The following is a 22491-nucleotide window of genomic DNA, read 5'->3' as shown; positions in this document are numbered from 1 at the left end:
ATGAGGAATTCCCTGCCCGAATCTCCCGCGATCCCCTGGTTGATCAAACCTGCTTACATCAGGGACAATTGTCGCTATCAATCGTCCGCTTCAATCCGGGAACCTGTCGATGTCCGACCTATTCGATGTCAGTAAAGAAATCATCCTCATCACCGGCGCCTCGCAGGGACTCGGGCGGCAATTCGCCCGCGTGCTGGCGGCGCATGGCGCCGCGGTGGTGCTGGCCGCGCGCCAGACCGCGAAGCTGAAAGGCCTCGAGGAGGAGATCAAGGTCAAGGGCGGCCGCGCCGCTGCGGTGCAGATGGACGTCGCGGATATCTCCGGCATTGCGAAAGCGCTCGACGCCGCCGAAGCCGCGCTCGGTCCGATCACGGTCCTGATCAACAATGCCGGCATCGCGATCGAGAAACTGTCGACCGAGCAGACCGAGGCGGATTGGGACGCCGTGATCGGCGCGAATCTGAAGGGCGCCTACTTCCTCGCGACCGAACTTGCGCGGCGCATGATCGCGCGCAAGCAGCCGGGCAATATCATCAACGTCGCATCCGTGCTCGGACAGGGCGTGCTCAAGGCGGTGTCGCCCTATGCGATCTCCAAGGCCGGCATGATCCAGGGCACCAAGGCGATGGCGCTGGAGCTCGCCGGCAACAACATCCGCGTCAACGCACTGGCGCCGGGCTATATCGACACCGAGATGAACCATGATTTCTGGTCGACGCCGGCAGGCGAGCGATTGGCGAAACGGATTCCACAGCGCCGGGTCGGCGCCGAGTCCGATCTCGACGGCGCGATCATGCTGCTGGCGTCCAACGCCTCGCGCTACATGACCGGGACGGTGGTCACGGTCGATGGCGGGTTTTTGCTGAACTAGCTTTGCTGTCCGGATGAAGCCACTGTCATCGCCCGGCTTGTGCGCAACTGCGCGCATGGACCGGGCGATCCAGTACGCCGCGGCCTCTCGGCTCAAGCACTGCCGTCTCTGGAATGCTGGATCACCCGCATGCGCGGGTGATGACACTGAGCAAGCTGAGGGACGTTTGCACGATTTCGGAATAATGGAAAAATACCACTGAGTTGCCCGACGAGTCAAGTTGCCGTGTCCGCCGGCAGCCCCGGCTACTGTGCATGGGGTTGTTTTCGATATTTTGCCAGTGCGGCCTTACGACGGCATTTGGTTACCCCGCCCGCATCTCCGCCCTGATCATATCCGCCGCCTTCTCGCCGATCATGATGGTCGGTGCATTGGTGTTGCCGCCGATCAGGGTCGGCATGATCGAGGCGTCGACCACGCGCAGGCCTTCGAGCCCGTGCACGCGCAGCTTCGGATCGACCACCGCGAGCGGATCGGCGGTGCCCATCTTGCAGGTGCCGACCGGGTGATAGACGGTGTCGACGCGCTCGCGCAGGATGCTGCGGATGTCGTCGTCGGTGCGGACGTTGGATGTGAACACATCCTTCTGCTGCAGGGCGCGCAGCGCCGGCGCCTCCATCAGCCGCCGTGTGGTCTTGTAGCCCGCCACCATCGATTCGAGATCGTCTTCCTCGCCGAGGAAGTTCGGGTCGATCAGCGGCGCCTGCATCGGGTCACTGCCGGCCAGCGCGACGCTGCCGCGGCTCTTCGGCCGCAGCAGGCAGACATGGCAGGAAAAGCCGGTGCCGCCGTGGCGCTTGCGGCCGTGGTCGTCGACCATCGCCATGCCGAAATGCAGCTGGATGTCGGGGATGTCGAGATCGGGCCGCGTCTTCAGGAAGCCGCCGCATTCGGCGAAGTTCGAGGTGAGGGGACCGCGGCGTTCGCGTCGATACTGCATGATGGCGCGGACGAGCCGCGGCATGCCCTTCAGCGAGATGCCGGCGAAGTTCGGATTGTCCGACATGTAGCCGAAGATGAAGTCCGGATGGTCCTGCAGGTTTTGACCGACGCCGGGCAGATGATGCACGCTGGCGAGGCCGTGCCTGCCGAGTGCTGCGGCGTCGCCGACGCCCGACAGCATCAACAGCTGCGGCGACTGGAACGCGCCGGAGGCAAGCAGGACTTCGCGCCGCGCGCGGAGTTGCTTTACTTCCTTGCCCTGCCGGTATTCGACGCCGACCGCGCGCTTGCCCTCGAACAGGATGCGCGTTGCGTGCGCATTGGTCTCGACGCGCAGATTGGTGCGTCTGCCGATATGCGGATGCACATAGGCGCGCGCCGCGCTCCAGCGCTCGCCGTTGCGTTGGGTCACCTGGTAGATGCCGAGGCCCTCATGGTCCTCGGCATTGAAATCCTCGCGGATGCGGAATTGCGCCTCCTGCGCCGCCTGCAGGAAGGTCTGCTGGATCGGATTGCCGGAGCGCAGCTTGTTGACGGCGAGCGGGCCGCCCTTGCCGTGATACTCGCCGTCGAAATCGGAATTGTCTTCCGAGCGCTTGAAATAGGGCAGCACGTCGGCGAACGCCCAGCCGGTATTGCCGAGCGCGGCCCAGTGGTCGTAGTCGGCGCGATGGCCGCGGATGTAGACCATGGCGTTGATCGCCGAGGAGCCGCCGAGCCCCTTGCCGCGTGGCTGGTAGCCGATGCGGCCGTTAAGCCCCTTCTGCGGCACGGTGTTGAAGGCCCAATTGTTGACGGTGCCCGCGACCATCAGCACCAGCGCGCCGGGCGTGGTGACGACCCAATTGTCGTTGGTGCCGCCGGCATCGAGCAGCGCCACCGACGTCGCCGGATCCTCCGACAGCCGCCCCGCCACCGCGCAGCCGCCGGAGCCTGCGCCCACCACCACGAAATCGAATGTGTCAGTCACGTTTCCCCCTGCCTTCATTATCGTCGGTCATTGCGAGCACGGCGTGATTCTTACGACAACAACCGCATCAGCTTCTCCAGCCGCGCGACCTTCGCGCCATAGGGCGGATAGAGATCGGCAAGCCGGTTGAAGCGCGAGCGGTAGAACACCGGCTTGAACTTGGTCAGCGTCTTGAATCCCCACTCGCCGTGATAGGCGCCGGTGCCGGAGGCGCCGACGCCGCCCATCGGCTGATAGGCCTGCGCGAAGTGGAACAGGCAGTCGTTGACGGTGACGCCGCCGGACACCGTGCGCGCCAGCACCGCATCGCGGGCGGCGCTGTCGGTGCCGAACCAGTACAGCGCCAGCGGGCGATCGCGGCCGTTGACGAAGGCGATCGCCTCCGCCGCATCGCGCATGCCGATGACCGGCAACAGCGGCCCGAAGATCTCCTCCTGCATCACCGTCATGTCCGGCGTCGCGTCGGCGATCACGGTCGGCGGAAATTTGCGCCTCGCCTTCCACTCGCGGTCGTTCGATGCTGCCGGCTGCATGATGATCGCGCCTTTCGCGGCGGCGTCGGCGACCAGCCGCTCGAGCCGTGCGTAGTGCCGGTCCGAGACGATCGACGTGTAATCGGCGTTATTGGGATCGGTACCGAACATATGCTGCATGTGACCCTGCAGCCGCATCGCGAAGGGCTGCACCGCGGCCTGCGGCACCAGCGCGTAATCGGGCGCGATGCAGGTCTGGCCGGCATTGAGCAGCTTGCCATAGGCGATGCGCTGCGCGGCTTCGTCGATATCGGCGGAGCCGTCGACGATCACGGGCGATTTGCCGCCGAGCTCGAGCGTCACCGGCGTCAAATTGCGGGCGGCGGCTTCGGCCACCAGCCGGCCGACGCGGGTCGAGCCGGTGAAGATCAGATGATCGAACGGCAACGCGGCAAACGTCCTTGCGATTTCGTCGTCGATATCGGTGACCGCGAGCTCGGTGACGTCGAATTTCTTGGCGATCGCCTCGGTCAGCAGCTCGGCGAAGCGCGGCACCAGCTCGCTCGGCTTGATGATGGCGCGGTTGCCGGCCGCGATCGCCGCGACTGCGGGCGCCAGGGTCAGCTGCAGCGGATAATTCCACGGCGCGATGATGCCGACCACGCCGAGCGGCTGCGGCACCAGCCGGTTCCTGGCCGGCGCGAACTGCACCGTGGTCGGGACCTTCCGCGGCGTCATCCAGCCCTTGAGATGCCTGGCCGCGTGCTTGATTTCGCCGAGCACCAGCAGGGTCTCGGCAATCGCGGTCTCGACGGTGGAGCGATGGCCGAAATCAGCCGAGATCGCCGCCTCGAATCGCGCCTCATTCTCGGTCAGCGCGGCGCGCAGGCGGCGCAGCCGGTCGAGCCGTGCCTGCAATGTCGGCGCCGGCTCGCTGCGCGACAGCTCGAACTGGCGATGAAAGGCCTCCTCAAGCGCATGCAGCCCCGGACTCTTCAACGGCCGGTCCATGGCATTTCCCCCTCGGATGACGTGTTCTTGACGGATTTGTTGCGCGCCAAGCTCCGCTTTTGCGCGCGGTCTGGCAAGGCCCGGTTCCCGGCGGTAAATCCTGCCGGCAAAGCCGGCGATTTCGACGTCACAAAATCCTCAAAAACCCGCATCCGGGGCTTTCCAAACCGGCCTCACGTTGATACATACGCCCCGCACCCGACGGCTTCGGCCCGGGTCGCCTTCTCAGGAAGCCCCCGGACGGATCGATCGGCGCCGTTGAAAAGCGCTGGCCGGCCGGCTCAGGCACCCTTTCTGCAAGGCATGCAACGGTTTAACGCGGGGTGGAGCAGCCCGGTAGCTCGTCAGGCTCATAACCTGAAGGTCATAGGTTCAAATCCTATCCCCGCAACCAACGATTCTTGCGAAAGCAAGGCACCCAAAACCCCGGCCTCCGCAAGGACGTCGGGGTTTTTCTTGTTCGCGGCGAACCGAAGGATCGCAGCCAGGTCGCCGCGCAGCACGATCGCAAGTTCGGCTTCGTTAGGCACGAGCGTCACCTGATCGACCAGCGTCCGGAACAGCTCAGCCGCCTCGGCCGTGCCGTCCGCGCTCAGTAGGCTCTCATAAAGCGCGGCGACCCGCTGGCGGTATATCTCCGCCATGTTCGGATGCAGAAGGGGCGGCGGTTCCTCAGCGTTCGCCAGCAACTCGGTCAGTTCGGCCTTGCGGGCTTCAAGACCACCAATCTTTTCCTTGAGCTGAGCGCCGGGCACACCATCCAGGATGGCTTGGATCGCTCGATCCAAGTCCCGCTGGACGCGCTCCAACTCTTTGCGCTGACTGGTGATGTCTGCGCTGCGCTCAATCCGCAGCCGGTTCACCTCGCGAGTAAATTCGTCGCAGAACTCCTTGAACAGCTCGGGCTCCATCAAGTGTGTCCGGAGGCCGCTAAGCACGGAGGCTTCAAGGGCGTCTCGCCTTATGTTCAGGCGGTTTTCGCAGGTGCCCTTATTCCGCGAGGTCGCGCAGCCAAGCAGATCTTTCGAGATCATCGTATAACCGCCACCACAGCAGCCACACTTCACGAGGCCGGCAAACAGGTGCTTCGGGCGCCGCCGCTCATTCAACGGGTTGTCGCCGGGCTCAGACGCCTCATAAGCGAGCGACTTTTGGCGTGCTTTCACCGCATTCCAAACTTCCTGGTCGATGATACGCATCTCCGGAACCTCCTGAATCACCCACTCGGATTCAGGATTGAGACGCGACACCCGCTTTCCCGTATCCGGGTCTTTCAGATAGCGGAGCCGGTTCCAGACGAGGCGCCCGACATAAAGTTCGTTGTTGAGGATGCCGACGCCGCGCTTCGGGTTGCCATGGATCGTTGACGGCCCCCATTCGGCGTCCTGTGGTCCAGGCACGCCTTCCTTGTTCAGCTCAAATGCAATCGCGCGGGACGACTTGCCGGCAATGTAGTCTGCAAAGATACGGCGTACGACGGCGGCTTCCGCCTCGTTGATCGTCCGATCGCCCCGGATCGGCTCGCCATTTGCCGCGAACTGCTTCACCACGTCATACCCAAAGCAGAGCCCGCCACCGGACTTGCCATCCGCGACGCGGCCGCGCAGCCCACGGCGCGTCTTATCGGCGAGATCCTTCAGGAAGAGGGCGTTCATCGTGCCCTTGAGACCGACGTGCAGATGCGTCACGTCACCCTCCGACAGCGTAACGATACGAACACCGCTGAAGGCCATACGCTTGAACAGTCCGGCGATATCCTCCTGATCGCGGCTCAGGCGATCCATCGCTTCTGCGAGCACGACGACGAATTTGCCGCGCATCGCGTCGCCGATCAGTTCCTGAATGCCGGGACGCAACAGCGACGCGCCAGAGATTGCGCGATCGGTATAGCTGTCGACGACCGTCCAGCCTTGCTTCTCGGCGTGCAGGCGGCACAGCCGCAACTGATCCTCGATTGAAGCGTCTCGCTGATTGTCTGATGAGTAGCGGGCGTAGAGCGCGACTTTCACGAGGCGACCTCCTTACTCCGGAAGGCGGTCTCGCGTCCGGCTATCAGTTTCGGCTCGAACGAAGTCCCGCGCGGCCTGTCGCGCCAGCAGTCGGACCAGATTGACGAGGCGTGGATCGGGTTTTGATGACGAAAGCGCAACCGGTTCGCGGGTCGCGTCAGCGACCACAAGAAGCTGTTCCGCTGTTGTACGTCTCGGTCGCGCCACGATCGCGTCCTTGTCCTAGCGCGGAATACCCCGCTTCGCGACGATGATGCCCAACAACAGCGCGTCGGCAAGGTAAAAATGTATTGCAAGTCAATGGCTTGCGGCGAATCGGAGCGGATTCTGGCGGGTGACAGCGCAGCGGCGGGACGCGGGTCGACCGTCGTCGTAGCCATAATATTTTTGTGATCGCCCCCCTTGGAAGAGGGGCGTCTTGTCATGGTGGCAACCCCCCGCGGCACCCATGCCTTTGAGGGGCCATCTTCATTTGGCGAGACCGATAACAATTCCACCAGCCTTGCACTCCAAAGAAAATACGGTTATATATCTGGATATAGCATGGAGGGACGCGATGAGCAACAGTGCGCAGAAGAGAGCCCTCGAGAATTATCGGTCGCGCCTGACTAAGCGTGGCATCGCGCGGTTCGAGATCCAGGCGCTCGACGCCGACCGCGATCTGCTTCGATCCCTTGCCCGGAAATTGACGGAGGACGGTCCGGAAGCCGGGCAGCTTCGCCGGACCATACGGCAGGCAGTGGCGGGTGAGCCTCCAAAAGCGGGGGGGATTCTCGCCGCGCTGCGTCGCTCACCGATGGTCGGCGCAGATCTCGGCCTCAGCCGCCCGCGAGAAGAGGGGCGTAAGGTCGATCTGTGACGCGCTACCTCCTTGATACCAATATCATCAGCAACATCATAAAGCCGGAGCCGTCGGACTCGCTGCTGGCTTGGATGGGTGCTCAGAAAGACGATGACCTCTTCATTGCTTCGCTTACCGTCGCCGAAATCCGCCGAGGCATCTTAGAGAAACCAAAGGGCAAGAAGCGCAATAGCCTTGAAACTTGGTTCGCAGGCCCCGAAGGTCCGCAAGCGCTGTTCGCTGGCCGCGTGCTGTCGTTCGACGAGAAAGCTGGCCTCGTGTGGGCGCGGCTGATGGCCAACGGCAAAGCCAAAGGCCGTTCGCGAAGCGCGCTAGACACAATCATTGCCGCTGTAGCCGAAGCCAACCAGTGCGTCGTCGTGACCGATAATGAAAAGGACTTCGAGGACATTCAGATCATCAACCCGCTCCGTAGCTCTGGGAGCCAGGAGGTAGGCAGGTGACGATAGCTCGGACGGTCCGGCCGATTCACTTCGAGGATTTCAGCGGCACCGAGTTCGAACGCCTCGTGTTCGCCTACCACCTTTGCGATGGCTGGCCTTCCGACGCACCGAGGTGAATCGCCAGAATTTCTTCCGGCGTTTCATTCACCTCGATGGTCTGGGCGTTGCTGCCGACGAATTCCAGGATCGTCTTTCCGCCTTCGCGCGACATCCCGCCGACCAGCGAGATATTCACGTAGTACGGCTCCGCTTTGCCAAAGCGGGTGCACTTGATCCAGAACTGCATCGACATTCTCCGTAAGCGTTAGGAAGCCGCCCGCAACTCACGTGCGGCCGCAACCATGTTGACGAGGACCGGACGAACCTCCTCCCATTTGCGGGTTTCTGGTGACGAAGCGCGACAGAAAGATCCGGATCAGCGAAGTCCATTTAAGGCCGCGCAGCACTACACGGCCGTCTCCCTGCGTGCGGAAGCCGTCCTGCGAGGCCTAATCGAGGGCTGGGCCCAAACCACTCCGCAACAACTGCCGGTACCCGTGCCTGCCCATCCATCTGGCACGGGAGAGGTGGCTCTCATAGGCAAGGCGTGCACGCTCCGGCTCCCGTTTGGGATCGATCTGCAGCACGATCTCTGCGACTTCTCGCCAGTCGGCGCCTTCTGCGTCTGCATCCAGCATACGCATATAGGTCACCGCATGCTCGCGGTCATAAGGGGTCAGGGTCGGTTCGCTCGGTGCGGTGTCGCGTCGCATAGGAGTCTCCCAACTGAAGCTGAGAAGGATTTCTGAAGATTGTGGGCTTTTTATAGTCGTTCTGTCGTCTCCCCGTGAAGCCAAGCTCACTCATGGGCAAACGCGAAATTTCGCTGTCGGAAGATGAGCGCTACCAGAAACGGAGCCCTGCTCATTGCCGACATAACGGCGCGACCGTCCACGATATCTCGACGGTGTCGTGTGCGGCGGTGGTTCTGGTGAGCCTGGTCCCTAATAGTTGGGTTATAGCCAGTGGTTTGACGGCACAAGCGAAAGGCATGCTTGGCGCATGAAACCTCGTGCGCTTGTGGCCTGGAATATTCGTCGGATCCGCGTGGATCGCGGCATCTCGCAAGAGAAGTTGGCTTATCAGACCGGGATTGATCGCTCCTACATGTCTAGCCTCGAGCGGCAATCGACAAACCCGACGATCGATCTGCTTGACCGCATCGCCAAAACGCTGGACGTTCATTTGTCGGAATTCTTTGTTCGTCCAGCCAAGCGTGCGAAGGCTCCCAAGATATTGCCGAAAGGCCGTAAGCCAGCGCGTCCACGTCGTAGGAAGGAACCCGAAGCGGTGACCGCGGACATCCTCGGGACCAAGACTGAGATGGTCAAGACAGCCAAACGACCGACGAAACGACCAGGCCGCGGACGCAATGGTTCACATAGAACGAAAGCGTTCCGCAGCTAGCCCGCCTGTCTGCAATAGGCGCACTGTAAGTTCTCTGTCGAGTTAAGCCCGGTGCAGTAATCAATGCACACTGATCAGTGTGGCCACGTCCTGAAAAAGGACGGGGCTTTTTCGTTGGGCTGTCGTTCAACAGGAGTGCGTGCGACGCACTTCTCTGTGAATTTCGTGTGCACAAAAATCGGTGAAGCTACGCCCTCAAATTTGAGGTTCGCCGTTACCGTTGAAGTTCGCCACTGAACTTGGTGAATGTCCACCATCGGGATTGCGTCTCCTTCGCCGTGAAGATCACTGATCATCTGCTCGAAAGATCGCTGCTTCATGTTCGCGGCCGCTTTGTCGCAATAGACGGCAAGGCCGCCGAACACGCACGGATGTCGCGTATTCCGCCCTTAAATGCGCTTTGAGGGGAAAGCCTTCCCCTACGCCCGAGCCTGAGGTCTCGGCCGACCCCTTCTGTGGGGAGAACCCCACAACGCCCCCCTTAGAGTGAGAGGGCGGACGGGCTTCGCCATGACGGGTTGAAGAACGGAGGAGAGGCCTCCGGCGCCTGTCGTGGAGATAACCCATGATCCAAGTCGAAGTTCTGAGCGCCGCCCGCGACCATGTCGGCGGCTACAAGGTGGACGTGACCCGCGGCGAGCGCGTCGGCCGAGTATCGTCGGAATGGTTCTCGCGGCCAGCGGACGAGCGCTATCTATCCCTGTCGGACCTCTATGCCATGGTGCGTAGACGGACCGAGCGAAGCTGGACCCGAACGCTCGAGAGCGCTGCGATCCGGGTTGAGGCCGCCGCGACGATGCCGAGCGCCTTGCTCTGCTGCTGCCCGGTTCCGACGCGCCGACTCACTGGAGTATCGGTGGTCGGAACGCCGGCGGCTTACCTCCGTCAGTTTCCGGTGCCCGCTCGCTGGCATCAACCTGCGGTTCGGCCTCAACTCTCACCGAGCCGAGCAGCTCAAGACGCTCGAGATAGAGGATGGTCGCGTCGAGCTTCGCGCCGTTACTGGCCCCGAATATAGCCGTTATCTAAACAGTCAAGCTGTATCACCAGCTTTTTCACTGATCCCTTCCCATCGACGTTGAGCCTGACGCCGCCCGCAAGCGGTGGCGATCCCGTGCGCTCGCGTCGCTCCCAAGGAGCTCACGATGTCTTTCAGGATGCAGTCCGGAGCGCGTGCCGATGTTTACACGCGAGTCACCGCCGAGATCATCGCGGCAATCGAGCAAGGTGCAGGCGAGTGGCGTGCGCCGTGGTTCCACAACGGGACGAGTGTTGCCCGCCCAACCAACGTCGCTTCGGGCAAACGCTACCGGGGCATAAACACGGTGGCGCTCTGGGTCGCAGCCACGGCCAGCCATTACAGCGATGGCCTGTGGGGCACCTATCGGCAATGGCGGGACGCTGGCGCGCAGGTGCGCAAGGGCGAACGCGCTACCACTGTTGTGCTGTGGAAGCAGGTCGCTCCGTCCGAGCCGGCTGACGACGATGACGATGATAATGGCGGCCATCGGCGGATGTTTGCCCGAGCATTCTCGGTGTTCAACGTCGCTCAGGTGGACGGATACGAACGCCCGCCGACGAACGTCCTGCCAGAGAGCGAGCGCCTGGCGCATGCGGAAGCTTTCATCGCCAACTTCGGGATCAAGACTATATTCGGTGGATCCGAGGCTTACTACCTCCCGTCATCGGACACGGTATTCATGCCGGACTTCGCGTCCTTCCGCGATGCCGTGTCATTCTATGCTGTCTGGCTGCATGAGAACGGCCATGCCTCAGGGGCAAAGCACCGGCTTGACCGCGATCTCTCGGGTCGGTTCGGCTCGGCTGCCTATGCCGCCGAGGAATGTTGCGTGGAGATTCTCAGCGGGCTTGTCCTTGCCGATTTGGGCATAGCCCATTATCCGCGTCCCGATCACGCAGCGTATATTGCGTCGTGGATCGAAGTGTTGAAGGACGATCCTCGGGCCATCTTTACTGCCGCCAGTAAGGCGCAGCAGGCCGCCGACTGGATGCACGCGCAGCAGCCCGTATCTGCTGAGGAGCGTCAGACTTCATCCGCAGTTCCCGACGAGACAGATGCGTGCCAGTCTCATTTTCCTCTTGTCGCTGGCCCGTTGTAGCGGGGCGCGGACCTGAAGATGCTGGCGATCGCGTTCTCCAGCTGGAGGCCCGCGCGATGAAGCTGCTCGACCGCGCGACCTGACACCCGGAAAGCCGGAGATGCGAAACGGCGTGTCTCCGGCTTCGTGCCTTTCCGTCTTTCCTGATCGTCAGTTTGCGGCGCTGCCCTTGAGAGGAAGAGAGCGGCGCCGCGCTGCGTGACGGGTTGGAGGTCCAGAGAGAGACTTTGGGTCGCCCGTCGCGGAGTATCACCTATGGCTACTGCCGTTCAGAAGATCACGCTGTCGTCCTCGCGCGACATTCCCTTCAACAAGCTGGTGCTCAGTCAGTCAAACGTCCGGCGTGTGAAGGCCGGCGTCTCCATCGAGGAGCTGGCCGAGGACATCGCCAGGCGTACCTTGCTCCAGAGCCTCAACGTCCGGTCGGTCCTCGACGCCAAAGGCGCCGAGACTGGCATGTTCGAGATCCCGGCCGGCGGCCGCCGCTATCGCGCGCTGGAGCTGCTGGTGAAGCAGAAGCGCCTGGCCAAGACCGCGCCGGTGCCCTGCGTCGTTCGCGACAGCGGCGTCGCCGAGGAAGATTCGCTCGCCGAGAACGTCCAGCGAGCTCCGCTGCACCCGCTCGACCAGTTCCGTGCCTTCCAGGCCCTGCGCGAGAAGGGCCGTACCGAGGAGGACATCGCCGCGGCCTTCTTTACGTCAGTCAACGTGGTGAAACAGCGCCTGCGGCTGGCCTCGGTCTCGCCGGAGCTGCTCGACATCTATGCCGAGGACGGTATCTCGCTCGAACAGTTGATGGCCTTCACCGTCACCGCGGATCATGGACGCCAGGAGCAGGTCTGGCAGGCCATCTCCGGCTCTTGGCAGAAGGAGCCCTATCAGATCCGCCGCATGTTGACGGAGAAAACCGTGCGCGCCTCCGACCGTCGCGCCATGTTTGTTGGCCTCGACGCTTACGAAGCGGCCGGTGGCGTGGTGCTGCGCGACCTGTTTCAGTCCGACGATGGTGGTTGGCTCGAGGATGTCGCTCTGCTCGACCGCCTGGTCGCTGAGAAGCTGAAGGCAGAGGCGAAAACGATCGCCGCCGAAGGTTGGAAGTGGATCGAGGTCGCGATCGACTTCCCCTACGGCCACACGCGTGGCTTGCGCGAGCTGGACGGCGTATCCGCCGATGTCACCGCCGAAGAGCAGGCGACCATCGAGGCGCTCAAGGCCGAATATACGAGGCTCGAAGCCGAGCATGATGGCGCGGACGAGCTGCCCGACGAGATTGACCAGCGACTTGGCGAAATCGAGACGGCTCTCGCCGCCTTTGACGATCGACCCATCAGCTATCAGCTTGCCGACATCACGCGCGCGGGTGTGTTCGTCGGCATCGACGCCGAAGGCACGCTCTTGGTTGATCGCGGTTACGTCCGGCCTGAAGACGAGCTGCCCGTGGCCGAGCCAGAGCAGGGCAGCGATGGCGAGCCCGCTGCCGCGACCCTCGACGGCGCCGAACCATTAGCGCCGGGAATCCAGCGCGCCGTCATCACTATCGGCGGGCAGGTCGCGGAGGCAGAGGACGAGGATGATGATGCGATGAAGCCGCTGCCGGACCGCCTGCTGACCGAGCTTACGGCCGAGCGGACGCTGGCGCTGCGCGACAGGCTGGGGATCACGCCTTCGGTCGCTTTCCAATCGGTGCTGTACAAGTTCTGCCTCGATGTCTTCTCCCGCTATTCCTCCTACGGGACGGCGATGGAGGTCTCCGTGCGTAGCGCTAGCTTCCCGGTGCAGGCACAAGGGCTGAACGACACGCCGGCGGCCAAGGCGATCGACGCGCGCCACAAGACGTGGGAGGAGCGCCTGCCGAAAGACAAGGCCGATCTCTGGGACTGGCTCACCGGTCTGACGAGCGAGGAGCAGGCGGCGCTCTTCGCACACTGCGCCTCATTCGGCGTCAACGCGCTCTACGAGAAGGGCGATCGCTACGGCGGCGGTGCCACCCCGCACACCATCGAGCAGCGGATCACTGAGGCCGATCGCATCGCCCGGGCTGTCAACCTCGACATGGTGAATAGCGGTTGGCGCCCGACCGTCGAAAACTATCTCGGCCGCGTGCCGAAGCTCCGCATTTTGGAGGCGGTGCGGGAGGGCGCCGGCGAGCGGGCCGCCCAACTCATCGACCATCTGAAGAAGGGCGACATGGCTAAGGAGGCCGAGCGCCTCCTGGCCGAGACCGGCTGGCTACCCGAGCCGCTGCGGATGCCCGACGCCCAACTGGCGGCGGCTGTCGATGGCGCGGAGTCCAAGGGCGATGGCGAGGCGCTGCCGGAATTCCTCGCCGGCGACGAGGAGGAAACCTCGGCCAATGAAGCGGACGAGTCGCGCATGATCGCGGCCGAATAACTCGACCACGCGGGGCGGCTTTCGCCGTCCCGCGTCTTTTCATTGCCATTCACCCCAAAGCCCTGGCGCAAGCCGGGCTTTTGCATTCTGGAGGCCCTCGTGCCCCTCTTTACCATCGAGACGACCTATCGCTTGCCGATCTATCGCCAGCGAACTTACGACGCCGAAACGCTCGACCAAGCCTGCGATCTTGCGATCGCTGACAAGGGCTGGGACGACAATAAGTCGGGCGTCGAAACATCCGGCGATACCTATGTTAGCGCTGCCTGGGAAGGCCGCGACGCCGCCTATAGCGGCCCGCGCCTGCCGTTTCCCTCACGTTTCGGCGAGCAGGTCCAGCGCAAGGTCGGCCATTTCGAGTTGCTGCTCGGTCTGCTCAAGATACTCATCCACGCTCCGGAGGACGGCTCAGTGGATGTCGAGCTTTGGCGCCGACGGGCGGACGCCGCCATCGCCAAGGCCGAGGCCATTCTCGCGGGCGAAGACGACCCGATCGAGGGAGCTGCGTCATGACGAAAGACATCGTCGCTATCGGCGAGGCCGACGCGATACCTCGCGTAAGCGGTCGCCGCCGCTGACGGCGGTCGGGCCTCGCCATCTCGGCAGTTCGGGTACTGAGGAACGCTCTGCGCGCGGCGCGCCGCCACCCGGTGGGGCGCCGTTTCTCATGTCGGGCACCGCCGCCTTGATGCTGAGAGGGAGAGGGCGGCCGGGACGGGTTTGAGCCGGCGCGGTCAGAGAGAGCGCCGATCGGCTCGGACGTTCCCGGCTCTCCCGAAGGCTTCCTCCATGACTGACCTTTCCCCGATCGCCGCCGACCAACTCGCGCCATTCTCGCCTGTTCGTACTCCCGAGGGCGCCATCATCGCTGCGGCCGAACGGCTTCTCCCGCATCTCGAGCGCGGCCACCGCATCGACGCCGCAATCCTGCGCGCCGCGATGGAAGTGGCCTTCGGCGCATCCGATGCGACGGGCGCCTGGGACTGGAAGATGGCCTATGACGCTTGCGAGGTCACCACCGTCCTGTTCCTGCGCAAATACGGAAAGGCGCTCTTCCGCAAAGCTGATTCTGCGGCTTCACGACTTTCCGCTTTGGACAAGATCGCGGGACTTCTGCCGACCCACACGCGCCGCACTGTCGAAAGCGAGACTTTCCAGCAATTCTCGACGCCGATCCCGCTCGGCCTGGCGGCGCTGACCGCGGCCGCCATCACGGCGGCGGATCGCGTGCTGGAGCCGTCCGCAGGCACCGGGCTGCTTGCCATCCTCGCCGACGTTGCCGGCGGCGGGCTCGTGCTGAACGAACTGGCCGAGACCCGGGCCACCTTGCTCTCTTCCCTCTTTCCGGCCATCTCCGTCACGCGCTTCGACGCGGCCCAAATCGACGACCACCTCGATCCCTCGATGGTCCCGAGTGTCGTGCTGATGAACCCGCCATTCTCAGCGATGGCGAACGTTTCGGGCCGGATGGCCGACACCGCGTACCGTCACATCGCCTCGGCCCTGGCGCGTCTCGCCGACGGCGGCCGGCTGGTCACGATATCAGGCGCAAACGTCTCACCCGAATCCTTAGCCTGGCGTGGCGCCTTCGCCCGATTGCAGGAACGCGGCCGCGTGGTGTTCACCGCGGCGATCGCCGGCGCGGTCTATGCCAAGCACGGGACCACGATCGAGACGCGCCTCACGGTCATCGACAAGCTGCCTGCCGATGACCGGAACGCGTTCGTGGCGTCGCCGGGAATGGCGCCCGACGTCGCGACGCTGCTCCGCTGGATCGGCGAACACGTTCCACCTCGCCTGAGCGTCGCATCAACCGGCGCGCTTCCCATGTCAGCCTCGCCGGCGCCTCGCACCGTGCGCGGCTATCTCGCGCGGGCCGCCACACAGTCGGTCAATGCCTCGGTCACCGACCCTGAAGCGATTGACCTCGTCTATGAGACGACCGATTGGACGCCGCCCGAGGGCGCGCGCATGAGCGACGCCATCTACGAGGAATACCGGCTCCAATCGGTCCGGATCCCCGGCGCGCAGGCGCACCCGACCAAGCTGGTGCAGTCGGCCGCGATGGCCTCGGTCGCGCCGCCGAAGCCGAGCTACAGGCCCCGGCTGCCGGCCAACCTCCTCAGCGGCGGCGTCCTCTCAGACGCCCAGCTTGAAACGGTCATCTATGCCGGCGAGGCGCATGGCAACTATCTCGCCGGCGCCTGGACCGTTGATGAGACCTTCGACCTCGTCACGGCCGCCCGCGACGACGCACCAAACGCCGTCCGCTTCCGTCGCGGCTTCATGCTCGGTGATGGGACCGGCGCCGGCAAGGGTCGCCAGTCCGCCGGCATCATTCTCGACAACTGGCTGCAGGGCCGGCGCAAGGCGGTCTGGATCTCGAAGTCCGACAAGCTGCTCGAGGACGCGCAGCGCGACTGGTCGGCGCTCGGCATAGAGCGTCTGCTGGTCACGCCGCTCTCGCGCTTCCCCCAGGGGCGTGAGATTCGGTTGGCCGAAGGCGTCCTATTTTTAACCTACGCTACGCTGCGGTCCGACGACCGCGGCGAGAAGCTTTCGCGCGTCCGGCAGATTGTTCAATGGTTGGGCTCCGACTTCGACGGCGTCATCATTTTCGACGAGAGCCATGCCATGCAGAATGCCGGTGGCGGCAAGGGCGAGCGGGGCGATGTCGCGCCCTCGCAGCAGGGCCGTGCGGGCTTGCGCCTGCAGCATGCGCTGCCCAATGCCCGCGTCGTCTATGTCTCGGCGACCGGCGCCACCACGGTCCACAATCTCGCCTACGCTCAACGGCTCGGCCTGTGGGGCGGTGAGGATTTTCCGTTCGCCGCGCGCGCCGAGTTCGTTGAGGCGATCGAGGAGGGCGGGGTCGCGGCGATGGAGGTGCTCTCTCGCGATCTTCGTTCGCTCGGTCTCTATACTGCACGCTCGCTCTCCTATGACGGTGTCGAATATGAGCTGGTCGAGCACCAGCTCGCCGACGAGCAACGGCGCATCTACGACGCCTACGCCGGTGCCTTCAGCGTCATCCACAATCACCTCGACGCGGCGATGCAGGCCGCCAACATTACCGGCGAGAGCGGCACCCTCAATCGCCAGGCTAAGTCGGCCGCGCGCTCGGCCTTCGAATCGGCCAAGCAGCGATTCTTCGGTCATCTGCTCACCAGCATGAAGACGCCGAGCCTGGTCCGCTCCATCGAGCGGGATCTGGCCGAGGGCCATGCTTCGGTGATCCAGATCGTATCGACCGGCGAGGCCCTGATGGAGCGCCGGCTCGCCGAGATCCCACCTGCGGAATGGAACGACGTGCGCGTGGACATCACGCCGCGCGAATACGTGCTGGATTACCTTGCCCATTCCTTCCCGGTGCAGCTCTATGAGCCCTTCACCGACGCCGAGGGCAATCTCTCGTCGCGGCCCGCCTTCCGAGACGGCCAGCCGGTCGAGAGCCGCGAGGCCGTCGCGCGCCGCAATGAGCTGATCGAGCGGCTCGCTTCGCTTCCGCCCGTTCCCGGCGCGCTCGACCAGATCGTGCAGCGTTTCGGCACGGACCTCGTGGCGGAAGTGACCGGCCGTTCGCGGCGCGTGGTGCGCAGGGGTGACCGCCTTGCCGTCGAGAACCGTGCCGCCTCCGCCAATCTTGCAGAGACCGCCGCCTTCATGGACGACCTGAAGCGCGTGCTTGTCTTCTCGGAGGCTGGCGGCACGGGCCGCAGCTACCACGCCGAACTCTCGGCGCGGAATCGCCGGCTTCGGGTCCATTATTTGCTCGAGCCGGGCTGGAAGGCCGATGCCGCGATCCAGGGGCTCGGTCGTACGAACCGCACCAACCAGGCACAGCCGCCGCTCTTCCGGCCGATCGCGACCGACGTGAAGGCGGAGAAGCGCTTCCTGTCGACCATCGCCAGCCGGCTCGACACGCTGGGTGCGATCACGCGCGGCCAGCGCCAGACCGGCGGCCAGGGCCTGTTCCGGCCCGAGGACAATCTTGAGAGCCACTACGCCCGCGACGCGCTGCGCCAGCTCTATCTGCTGCTCGTGCGCGGCAAGGTCGAAGGCTGCTCACTCCAGACCTTCGAGGACGCTACGGGCCTGAAGCTCATCGACGCGAACGGCATCAAGGACGAGCTGCCGCCGATCACGACGTTGCTGAATCGCCTGCTCGCGCTCACCATCGACCTGCAAGGTCTGCTGTTTACGGCCTTCGAGCAGTTGCTGAACGCGAAGATCGAGGGCGCCATCGCCAGCGGCGTCTACGATATCGGGCTGGAGACCCTGCAGGCTGAGAGCTTCATCGTCACCGATCGGCGCACGATCTACACGCACCCTGCGACTGGCGCGGAAACCCGGCTGCTCACGATCATCGAACGCCGCCGCAATCGCCCCATGACGCTCGATCAAGCGCTCGATTATCTCGCCGATGCTCGGGCGGTGCTACTGGTCAACGAGCGCTCGGGGCGCGCCGCGGTGCAGATTCCGGCTCTGAGTCTCATGCTCGATGACGGCGAAATCGAGAGCCGCGTGCGGCTGATCCGCCCCATGGAGCACCATCATGCTTCGATGAAGATGATGGACGAGAGCCACTGGCAGCCTGCGGATCGCGAGATATTCGCCGCGGCATGGAACGGCGAAGTCGTCGACGTACCCGAGTTCGCTGAGAGCACGCTCCACATCGTCGCCGGCCTGCTGCTGCCGATCTGGAAGCGGTTGCCGAACGAGTCGACGCGCGTCTATCGGCTCCAGACCGACGATGGCGAGCGCATCATCGGTCGCAGGGTCTCGGCAGCCTGGGCGGCAAGCGCTTGCGCGACTGCTACCTGCAGCTTGACCCCACACGAAGCTTTCTCGGCGCTGATGGAGGGGCGCACCGTCCTCGACCTCGCTGAGGATCTGCAGCTCCGTCGTGTCCGCGTGATGGGCGCCCATCGCATCGAGCTATCCGGCTTCACCGATACGATGCGTGACCGGCTGCGCGCCTACGGCCTCTTCACCGAGATTATCTCGTGGAAGCTGCGCATGTTCGTGCCATCAGATGCGACCGGCGCCGGAGTGTTGGCAAAGGTGCTCGACCACTATCCGATCGTGCGCATCGGCGAGCGGGAGGCCGCCTGATGGCCCGCGACAACGCCTCCGAACTGGCCTGCCGTCTCGCGCGTGACGCCGAGGCGGTGTGCCGCCATTATTTGTCCAACGGGCGGCGCCAGGGCCGCTATTGGACGGTGGGCGACGTCCGCAATACGCCCGGCCGGTCGATGTTCGTCCGGCTCAGCGGACCGGAATCCGGACCTGGCGCCGCGGGGCATTGGCGAGATGCTGCCTCGGCCGAACATGGCGATCTCCTCGACGTGATCCGCGAGAGCTGCGCTTTTTCGAACTTTCGCGATGTCGCCAATGAGGCACGACGCTTTCTAAGTCTGCCGCGTCCAGAACCGGAGCGAGAGCCAAATCGCCTGCGGTCGAGAACGTCGCCCGCGCCCCTCGGATCCCCAGAGGCGGCGCGGCGGCTCTTCGGCGCGTCGCAGTCGATCGCAGGCACACTCGCAGACACGTATCTCCGCAATCGCGGCATTACGGCTTTGCACGAAACCGGAAGTTTGCGCTTTCACCCACGTTGCTACTACCGGCCCGACGACCACAGCGCGACCGAGACATGGCCGGCGATGATCGCCGCCGTCACCGATCTCCGCGGCCACCTGACCGGCGCGCATCGCACCTGGCTTGACCCCGGAGGCTTCAGCGAGACGACGCTCGGCAAGGCGCTGATCGATACGCCGAAACGGGCGATGGGCGACCTGCTTGGTCACGCCGTTCGATTTGGCGTAGCTGGTGAAGTCATGGCGGCCGGCGAGGGCATTGAGACGATACTGTCGCTCCGCAGCGTGCTGCCGACCATGCCGATGGTCGCGGCCCTCTCGGCGGCGCATCTCTCAGCCGTCCTTCTCCCGGACACGCTGCGCCGGCTCTACATCGCCCGCGATGACGATCCTGCCGGTGACGGCGCGATGGCGACCTTGATCGATCGGGCGCAGGAGGCCGGCATCGAGGCGATCGTGATCTCGCCACGGCTTGGCGACTTCAACGAGGATCTTCGCCTGCTCGGAATTGATGCCCTTCGGGCCGCGAGCCGCGTGCAGATCGCGGCGCAGGACGTCGCCCACTTTATTGAACTGGCGGCATAGCCGGAACGGGGATGAGGTGCGACGCACCCGCTTCGTTATCGCAAGGCCGGTGGTCCTGCTTCCCCTCCAGCGCCGGAGAGGACCGCCCCCACGGCCTTCCGAGAGGGCGATCGGGCGGCAAGCGGCCCGGACCGGCAACCTCGTGGGCCGACTATTTTCCGTCGGCGGCAGAGCCGCCTTTACATCGCGAAGCAAAATAGTCGGCCCCATTCGGTCCTCCGCTAACGCTCCGGCCCACAGCTCGCGCTGCGGGTGCAAGTCCGTTCCGCCCGCCGCTTTCGTCGCCATGAAGGCCGCGATGGGCGCGGTCGATCCGACGAGGGAAAGCCGCAATGACCACCGACCACAACGACGATTTTGAGCCGCACCAAAGCTCATCCCCAACCGACCAAGTGCTCCAGGAACTCCAGCTCTTTGGCTACCGTCCCTTCCACGATGAGCCCGATCCCCGGCGGCTCCCTGAAGCGGGAGTCCTCGCCGGCAGCATCGCCGACATCTTCGATGCCCTGGTGGTGGCGCTGTCCGATACCCGCCTTGAGCCGGACCTCGAAGACCTGCTCTGGTCGACGGTGAACATCTTCCACCGCGCCAGCGACAGGATCGAACGAGAGCTCGACGGCAATGAACTGGCCCAGCAGCGCTCCCAGCGCGAACAGGACGGCAGCGAGGTGAAATCCGTCGAATTGGAGCGCCTGACGGCGGAAGGTCAAACACTGATCGAGCGACGCAACGCGTTCGAGCTGATGCGCGACCAGGCCGCCGACGAGTTCGAGCGCCACACCCATTCCGTCTGGCGGCCCCGCAACGGGTCGAGGGTCAACCACCGCAATCTGACCTCCGCGATGATCGACAGCCGCGACTTCCTGGTCGCGAAGAAGCGCGCCGACAATCAGGTGCTCATTCCGCCCGGACCGAAAGTCGCGCTGACCGGTGGTCTCGACTTCAACGATCACCGGTTGATCTGGGCCAAACTTGACCAGGTGCACGCCAAGCATGCGGACATGGTGTTGCTGCACGGCGGATCGCCCAAGGGCGCCGAGCTGATAGCCGCCAAGTGGGCCGACAACCGCAAGGTTCCGCAGATCGCCTTCAGGCCCGACTGGACGAAGCATGCCAAGGCCGCTCCGTTCAAACGGAATGATGCGATGCTGGAGGCGTTACCGATCGGGGTGATGCATTTCCCGGGCACGGGAATTCAGGACAATCTTGCCGACAAGGCGAAGAAGCTCGGCATCCCGGTCTGGAGGTTCGGCGGCGCATAGGCGCCGTCGTACCTGCAGAACGACGGGCGAGCTGAGAGCCCAATCGCACCATGAATCTCTAACGGCCCTCAGGCGTCCTCATCATAGTAATGTGAATCATCAATGGCGCCCGATGTCTCCAGCTCGGGCCGCATATACCCGACCCGACCGGCGACACGCTCAAATGACATGATCGTTGTGAAAGCGATCGAATCTCCGTGAAACGGCTTATCCGGATCGCTCTCCCCATTGAGCGCACCTGAGACATTTGCCACAAGGACATCGTCTCCAACGTCCAGACTTACTTCTTTGATGTAAAGCTCGTCAAAAAAAGCGTTCGTCATCGCCATCTCACCCAAGAGGGCGTCCTCGATCATCATGGGATCTTCTTGAATGAAGGACACGTTGATGTACTCGTCGAGGTCTCGGGTGTACCAAACCTCACCAGAAAAGTAGCCGTTTGCGCTAAGAAAGTTGGAGAGCTGCGACGCCAGTTCGTCAACTACGGGTAGGCCCGCGGGAAGACCGTTGAGCTGTTGCACGCGCTGATCCATCAAGCGCAGATCAGGCATTAGGATCGCGGCTTTGTCCAAAGCCGCAAGCTGGTACTTCGGCTCGGCCCTTAGAGCCGCCGCGGTACCATAGCCAAAATACGCAGCCACGATCTCATGGGCGTGACCTGATCCGAGCTTACCGCCGGTCAGATTGTTGAACGTCACACGCAGAAAGTCTGCGCAGTGCTTTTGGATGGTAGACATGGCAAATCCATTTTACTCCGGCGTCTTAGTGGCAGTCACAAGCGCTTCATGACCACCACGCGCCAGCAAAATGGATGCCGTTCGGGTGTTCGATTAGGGAATCGAGATGCCGCCTTTTGGGTCGCTTGCAGCCCGGGCGATCGGCTCCTGACCGTCAATATGGGCGTTCCGTCTGTCGCGCGCAACGGATTTGTATCGATTCCGGTCGCTGGCGTTTGTCGCTATAGTGTTGCTCGCGCCGTGGTGGTGGTGGAAGGCGCGACCGTCAGACCATTATCTCACGGAGCCCACCGCCATGATCACCCTCGGACCACTGCTCGTTATCCTAGTTATCGGCTTCTTCGGCTGGCTACTCTTCACGCTTGCTGTCTTCGCACTGCCCTTCTTCGCCGGCGTGATGATCGGCATGTGGGCCTTCCACACGGAGGCCGGCGTGCTCGGCGGCATCGCGCTGGGCCTCGTGGCGGGCGGCTCAACCTTCGGCATCGGCCAACTCGCGCTCGTCTTTGTGACATGGACTTGGCTTCGGTTCCTGATCATCATCCTCTATGTCGCCCCCGCTACCATCGCCGGCTACAGCGCCACCCATGGAATCGCCCAGATAGCGATACCTTCACCCGCCTGGCAGACGATTTTCGGGGTCGTCGGGGCCATTGCCGTTAGCATCACGGCGTTCGTCCGCCTGACCGGAATGGCCGCACGCGGACCAGCCAAACAGCGCTTGGCGCGCGGCTGATATCGGTAAGACGGTGGGTCCCGTCCAGCATCCAGA

General features: G+C 63.8%; 16 protein-coding genes, 1 tRNA gene and 2 pseudogenes. 13 read left to right on the top strand and 6 right to left on the bottom strand.

Annotation, left to right across the window (positions count from 1 at the left end):
* The first annotated feature begins 109 nt into the window (after positions 1-109).
* Complete coding sequence (locus tag XI02_RS40390) at positions 110-871, top strand: SDR family NAD(P)-dependent oxidoreductase (protein WP_172646719.1); 762 nt, start codon at positions 110-112, stop codon at positions 869-871.
* Positions 872-1175: 304 nt separating this feature from the next.
* On the opposite strand, the gene XI02_RS40385 is transcribed toward XI02_RS40390, so the two are convergent.
* Together XI02_RS40385 and XI02_RS40380 are read right to left on the bottom strand one after the other, a co-directional pair.
* A complete protein-coding gene (locus XI02_RS40385) occupies positions 1176-2783 on the bottom strand; it encodes a GMC family oxidoreductase (RefSeq protein WP_172646720.1) in 1608 nt (535 codons plus the stop codon).
* Positions 2784-2833: 50 nt separating this feature from the next.
* A complete protein-coding gene (locus XI02_RS40380) occupies positions 2834-4267 on the bottom strand; it encodes a coniferyl aldehyde dehydrogenase (protein WP_172646721.1) in 1434 nt (477 codons plus the stop codon).
* A gap of 317 nt (positions 4268-4584) precedes the next feature.
* Between XI02_RS40380 and XI02_RS40375 the strand changes: the two genes are divergently transcribed.
* Positions 4585-4661 (top strand) — tRNA-Met (locus XI02_RS40375).
* Here the strand turns inward: XI02_RS40375 and XI02_RS40370 are convergent.
* A complete protein-coding gene (locus XI02_RS40370; protein WP_129964784.1) occupies positions 4618-6276 on the bottom strand; it encodes a recombinase family protein in 1659 nt (552 codons plus the stop codon). The two genes, XI02_RS40375 and XI02_RS40370, sit on opposite strands and share 44 nt — an antisense overlap.
* 556 nt (positions 6277-6832) lie before the next feature.
* Here XI02_RS40370 and XI02_RS40365 point away from each other — a divergent pair.
* On the top strand, positions 6833-7135 hold the full coding sequence (locus XI02_RS40365; protein ID WP_028343822.1) for a hypothetical protein: 303 nt from the start codon (positions 6833-6835) through the stop codon (positions 7133-7135).
* Positions 7132-7581: a type II toxin-antitoxin system VapC family toxin gene (locus XI02_RS40360; protein ID WP_028343823.1), complete on the top strand. Its 450-nt coding sequence runs from the start codon at positions 7132-7134 to the stop codon at positions 7579-7581. Before XI02_RS40365 ends, XI02_RS40360 begins: the two co-directional genes overlap by 4 nt.
* 73 nt (positions 7582-7654) lie before the next feature.
* On the opposite strand, the gene XI02_RS40355 is transcribed toward XI02_RS40360, so the two are convergent.
* Both XI02_RS40355 and XI02_RS40350 read right to left on the bottom strand, forming a co-directional pair.
* A complete protein-coding gene (locus XI02_RS40355; RefSeq protein WP_129964776.1) occupies positions 7655-7867 on the bottom strand; it encodes a hypothetical protein in 213 nt (70 codons plus the stop codon).
* Between the two features lie 202 nt (positions 7868-8069).
* Positions 8070-8333, bottom strand: coding sequence for a DNA -binding domain-containing protein (locus XI02_RS40350; RefSeq protein WP_028343825.1), 264 nt, complete (start codon positions 8331-8333; stop codon positions 8070-8072).
* Positions 8334-8622: 289 nt separating this feature from the next.
* On the opposite strand from XI02_RS40350, the pseudogene XI02_RS40345 reads away from it, so the two are divergent.
* The 8 genes and pseudogenes from XI02_RS40345 to XI02_RS40315 all read left to right on the top strand — a co-directional run.
* A pseudogene (locus XI02_RS40345) lies at positions 8623-8901 on the top strand (helix-turn-helix domain-containing protein); the annotation flags it as partial.
* Between the two features lie 691 nt (positions 8902-9592).
* A pseudogene (locus XI02_RS45880) lies at positions 9593-10070 on the top strand (DUF932 domain-containing protein); the annotation flags it as partial.
* A 102-nt stretch (positions 10071-10172) separates the two neighbouring features.
* The gene (locus XI02_RS40340; RefSeq protein ID WP_051448100.1) at positions 10173-11147 is read left to right on the top strand and encodes an ArdC family protein; all 975 of its coding nucleotides are present in this window, start codon (positions 10173-10175) and stop codon (positions 11145-11147) included.
* A 255-nt stretch (positions 11148-11402) separates the two neighbouring features.
* On the top strand, positions 11403-13538 hold the full coding sequence (locus tag XI02_RS40335; RefSeq protein ID WP_194483493.1) for a ParB/RepB/Spo0J family partition protein: 2136 nt from the start codon (positions 11403-11405) through the stop codon (positions 13536-13538).
* A 99-nt stretch (positions 13539-13637) separates the two neighbouring features.
* The gene (locus XI02_RS40330) at positions 13638-14051 is read left to right on the top strand and encodes a hypothetical protein (RefSeq protein ID WP_028343828.1); all 414 of its coding nucleotides are present in this window, start codon (positions 13638-13640) and stop codon (positions 14049-14051) included.
* A 276-nt stretch (positions 14052-14327) separates the two neighbouring features.
* Positions 14328-18653, top strand: coding sequence for a strawberry notch family protein (locus tag XI02_RS40325; RefSeq protein ID WP_028343829.1), 4326 nt, complete (start codon positions 14328-14330; stop codon positions 18651-18653).
* Positions 18653-19720, top strand: a complete 1068-nt coding sequence (locus XI02_RS40320) for a toprim domain-containing protein (protein ID WP_028343830.1) — start codon at positions 18653-18655, stop codon at positions 19718-19720. The genes XI02_RS40325 and XI02_RS40320 overlap by 1 nt, the downstream gene beginning before the upstream one ends.
* 332 nt (positions 19721-20052) lie before the next feature.
* The gene (locus tag XI02_RS40315) at positions 20053-20982 is read left to right on the top strand and encodes a DUF2493 domain-containing protein (protein WP_028343831.1); all 930 of its coding nucleotides are present in this window, start codon (positions 20053-20055) and stop codon (positions 20980-20982) included.
* 68 nt (positions 20983-21050) lie between these two features.
* Here the strand turns inward: XI02_RS40315 and XI02_RS40310 are convergent, their stop codons facing one another.
* Positions 21051-21719 (bottom strand): hypothetical protein, encoded by a 669-nt coding sequence (locus tag XI02_RS40310; RefSeq protein ID WP_028343832.1) that lies wholly within the window; start codon positions 21717-21719, stop codon positions 21051-21053.
* 295 nt (positions 21720-22014) lie between these two features.
* Between XI02_RS40310 and XI02_RS40305 the strand changes: the two genes are divergently transcribed.
* Positions 22015-22455, top strand: a complete 441-nt coding sequence (locus XI02_RS40305) for a hypothetical protein (RefSeq protein WP_028343833.1) — start codon at positions 22015-22017, stop codon at positions 22453-22455.
* Positions 22456-22491 lie beyond the last annotated feature (36 nt).

The sequence above is a fragment of the Bradyrhizobium sp. CCBAU 21365 genome (assembly GCF_015291305.1).
GTDB classification, from domain to species: Bacteria; Pseudomonadota; Alphaproteobacteria; order Rhizobiales; family Xanthobacteraceae; genus Bradyrhizobium; species Bradyrhizobium elkanii.
The sequence above is the reverse complement of the archived record's forward strand: the minus strand, read 5'-3'. Positions and strand labels throughout refer to the sequence as shown.

Bases quoted from the DNA above. Each gene is read 5' to 3' on its own strand.
- XI02_RS40365 (WP_028343822.1), top strand. From the start codon at position 6,833: ATGAGCAACAGTGCGCAGAAGAGAGCCCTCGAGAATTATCGGTCGCGC.
- XI02_RS40380 (WP_172646721.1), bottom strand. From the start codon at position 4,267: ATGGACCGGCCGTTGAAGAGTCCGGGGCTGCATGCGCTTGAGGAGGCC.
- XI02_RS40340 (WP_051448100.1), top strand. From the start codon at position 10,173: ATGTCTTTCAGGATGCAGTCCGGAGCGCGTGCCGATGTTTACACGCGA.
- XI02_RS40390 (WP_172646719.1), top strand. From the start codon at position 110: ATGTCCGACCTATTCGATGTCAGTAAAGAAATCATCCTCATCACCGGC.
- XI02_RS40315 (WP_028343831.1), top strand. From the start codon at position 20,053: ATGACCACCGACCACAACGACGATTTTGAGCCGCACCAAAGCTCATCC.
- XI02_RS40305 (WP_028343833.1), top strand. From the start codon at position 22,015: ATGATCACCCTCGGACCACTGCTCGTTATCCTAGTTATCGGCTTCTTC.
- XI02_RS40310 (WP_028343832.1), bottom strand. From the start codon at position 21,719: ATGTCTACCATCCAAAAGCACTGCGCAGACTTTCTGCGTGTGACGTTC.
- XI02_RS40325 (WP_028343829.1), top strand. From the start codon at position 14,328: ATGACTGACCTTTCCCCGATCGCCGCCGACCAACTCGCGCCATTCTCG.
- XI02_RS40335 (WP_194483493.1), top strand. From the start codon at position 11,403: ATGGCTACTGCCGTTCAGAAGATCACGCTGTCGTCCTCGCGCGACATT.
- XI02_RS40320 (WP_028343830.1), top strand. From the start codon at position 18,653: ATGGCCCGCGACAACGCCTCCGAACTGGCCTGCCGTCTCGCGCGTGAC.
- XI02_RS40350 (WP_028343825.1), bottom strand. From the start codon at position 8,333: ATGCGACGCGACACCGCACCGAGCGAACCGACCCTGACCCCTTATGAC.
- XI02_RS40355 (WP_129964776.1), bottom strand. From the start codon at position 7,867: ATGCAGTTCTGGATCAAGTGCACCCGCTTTGGCAAAGCGGAGCCGTAC.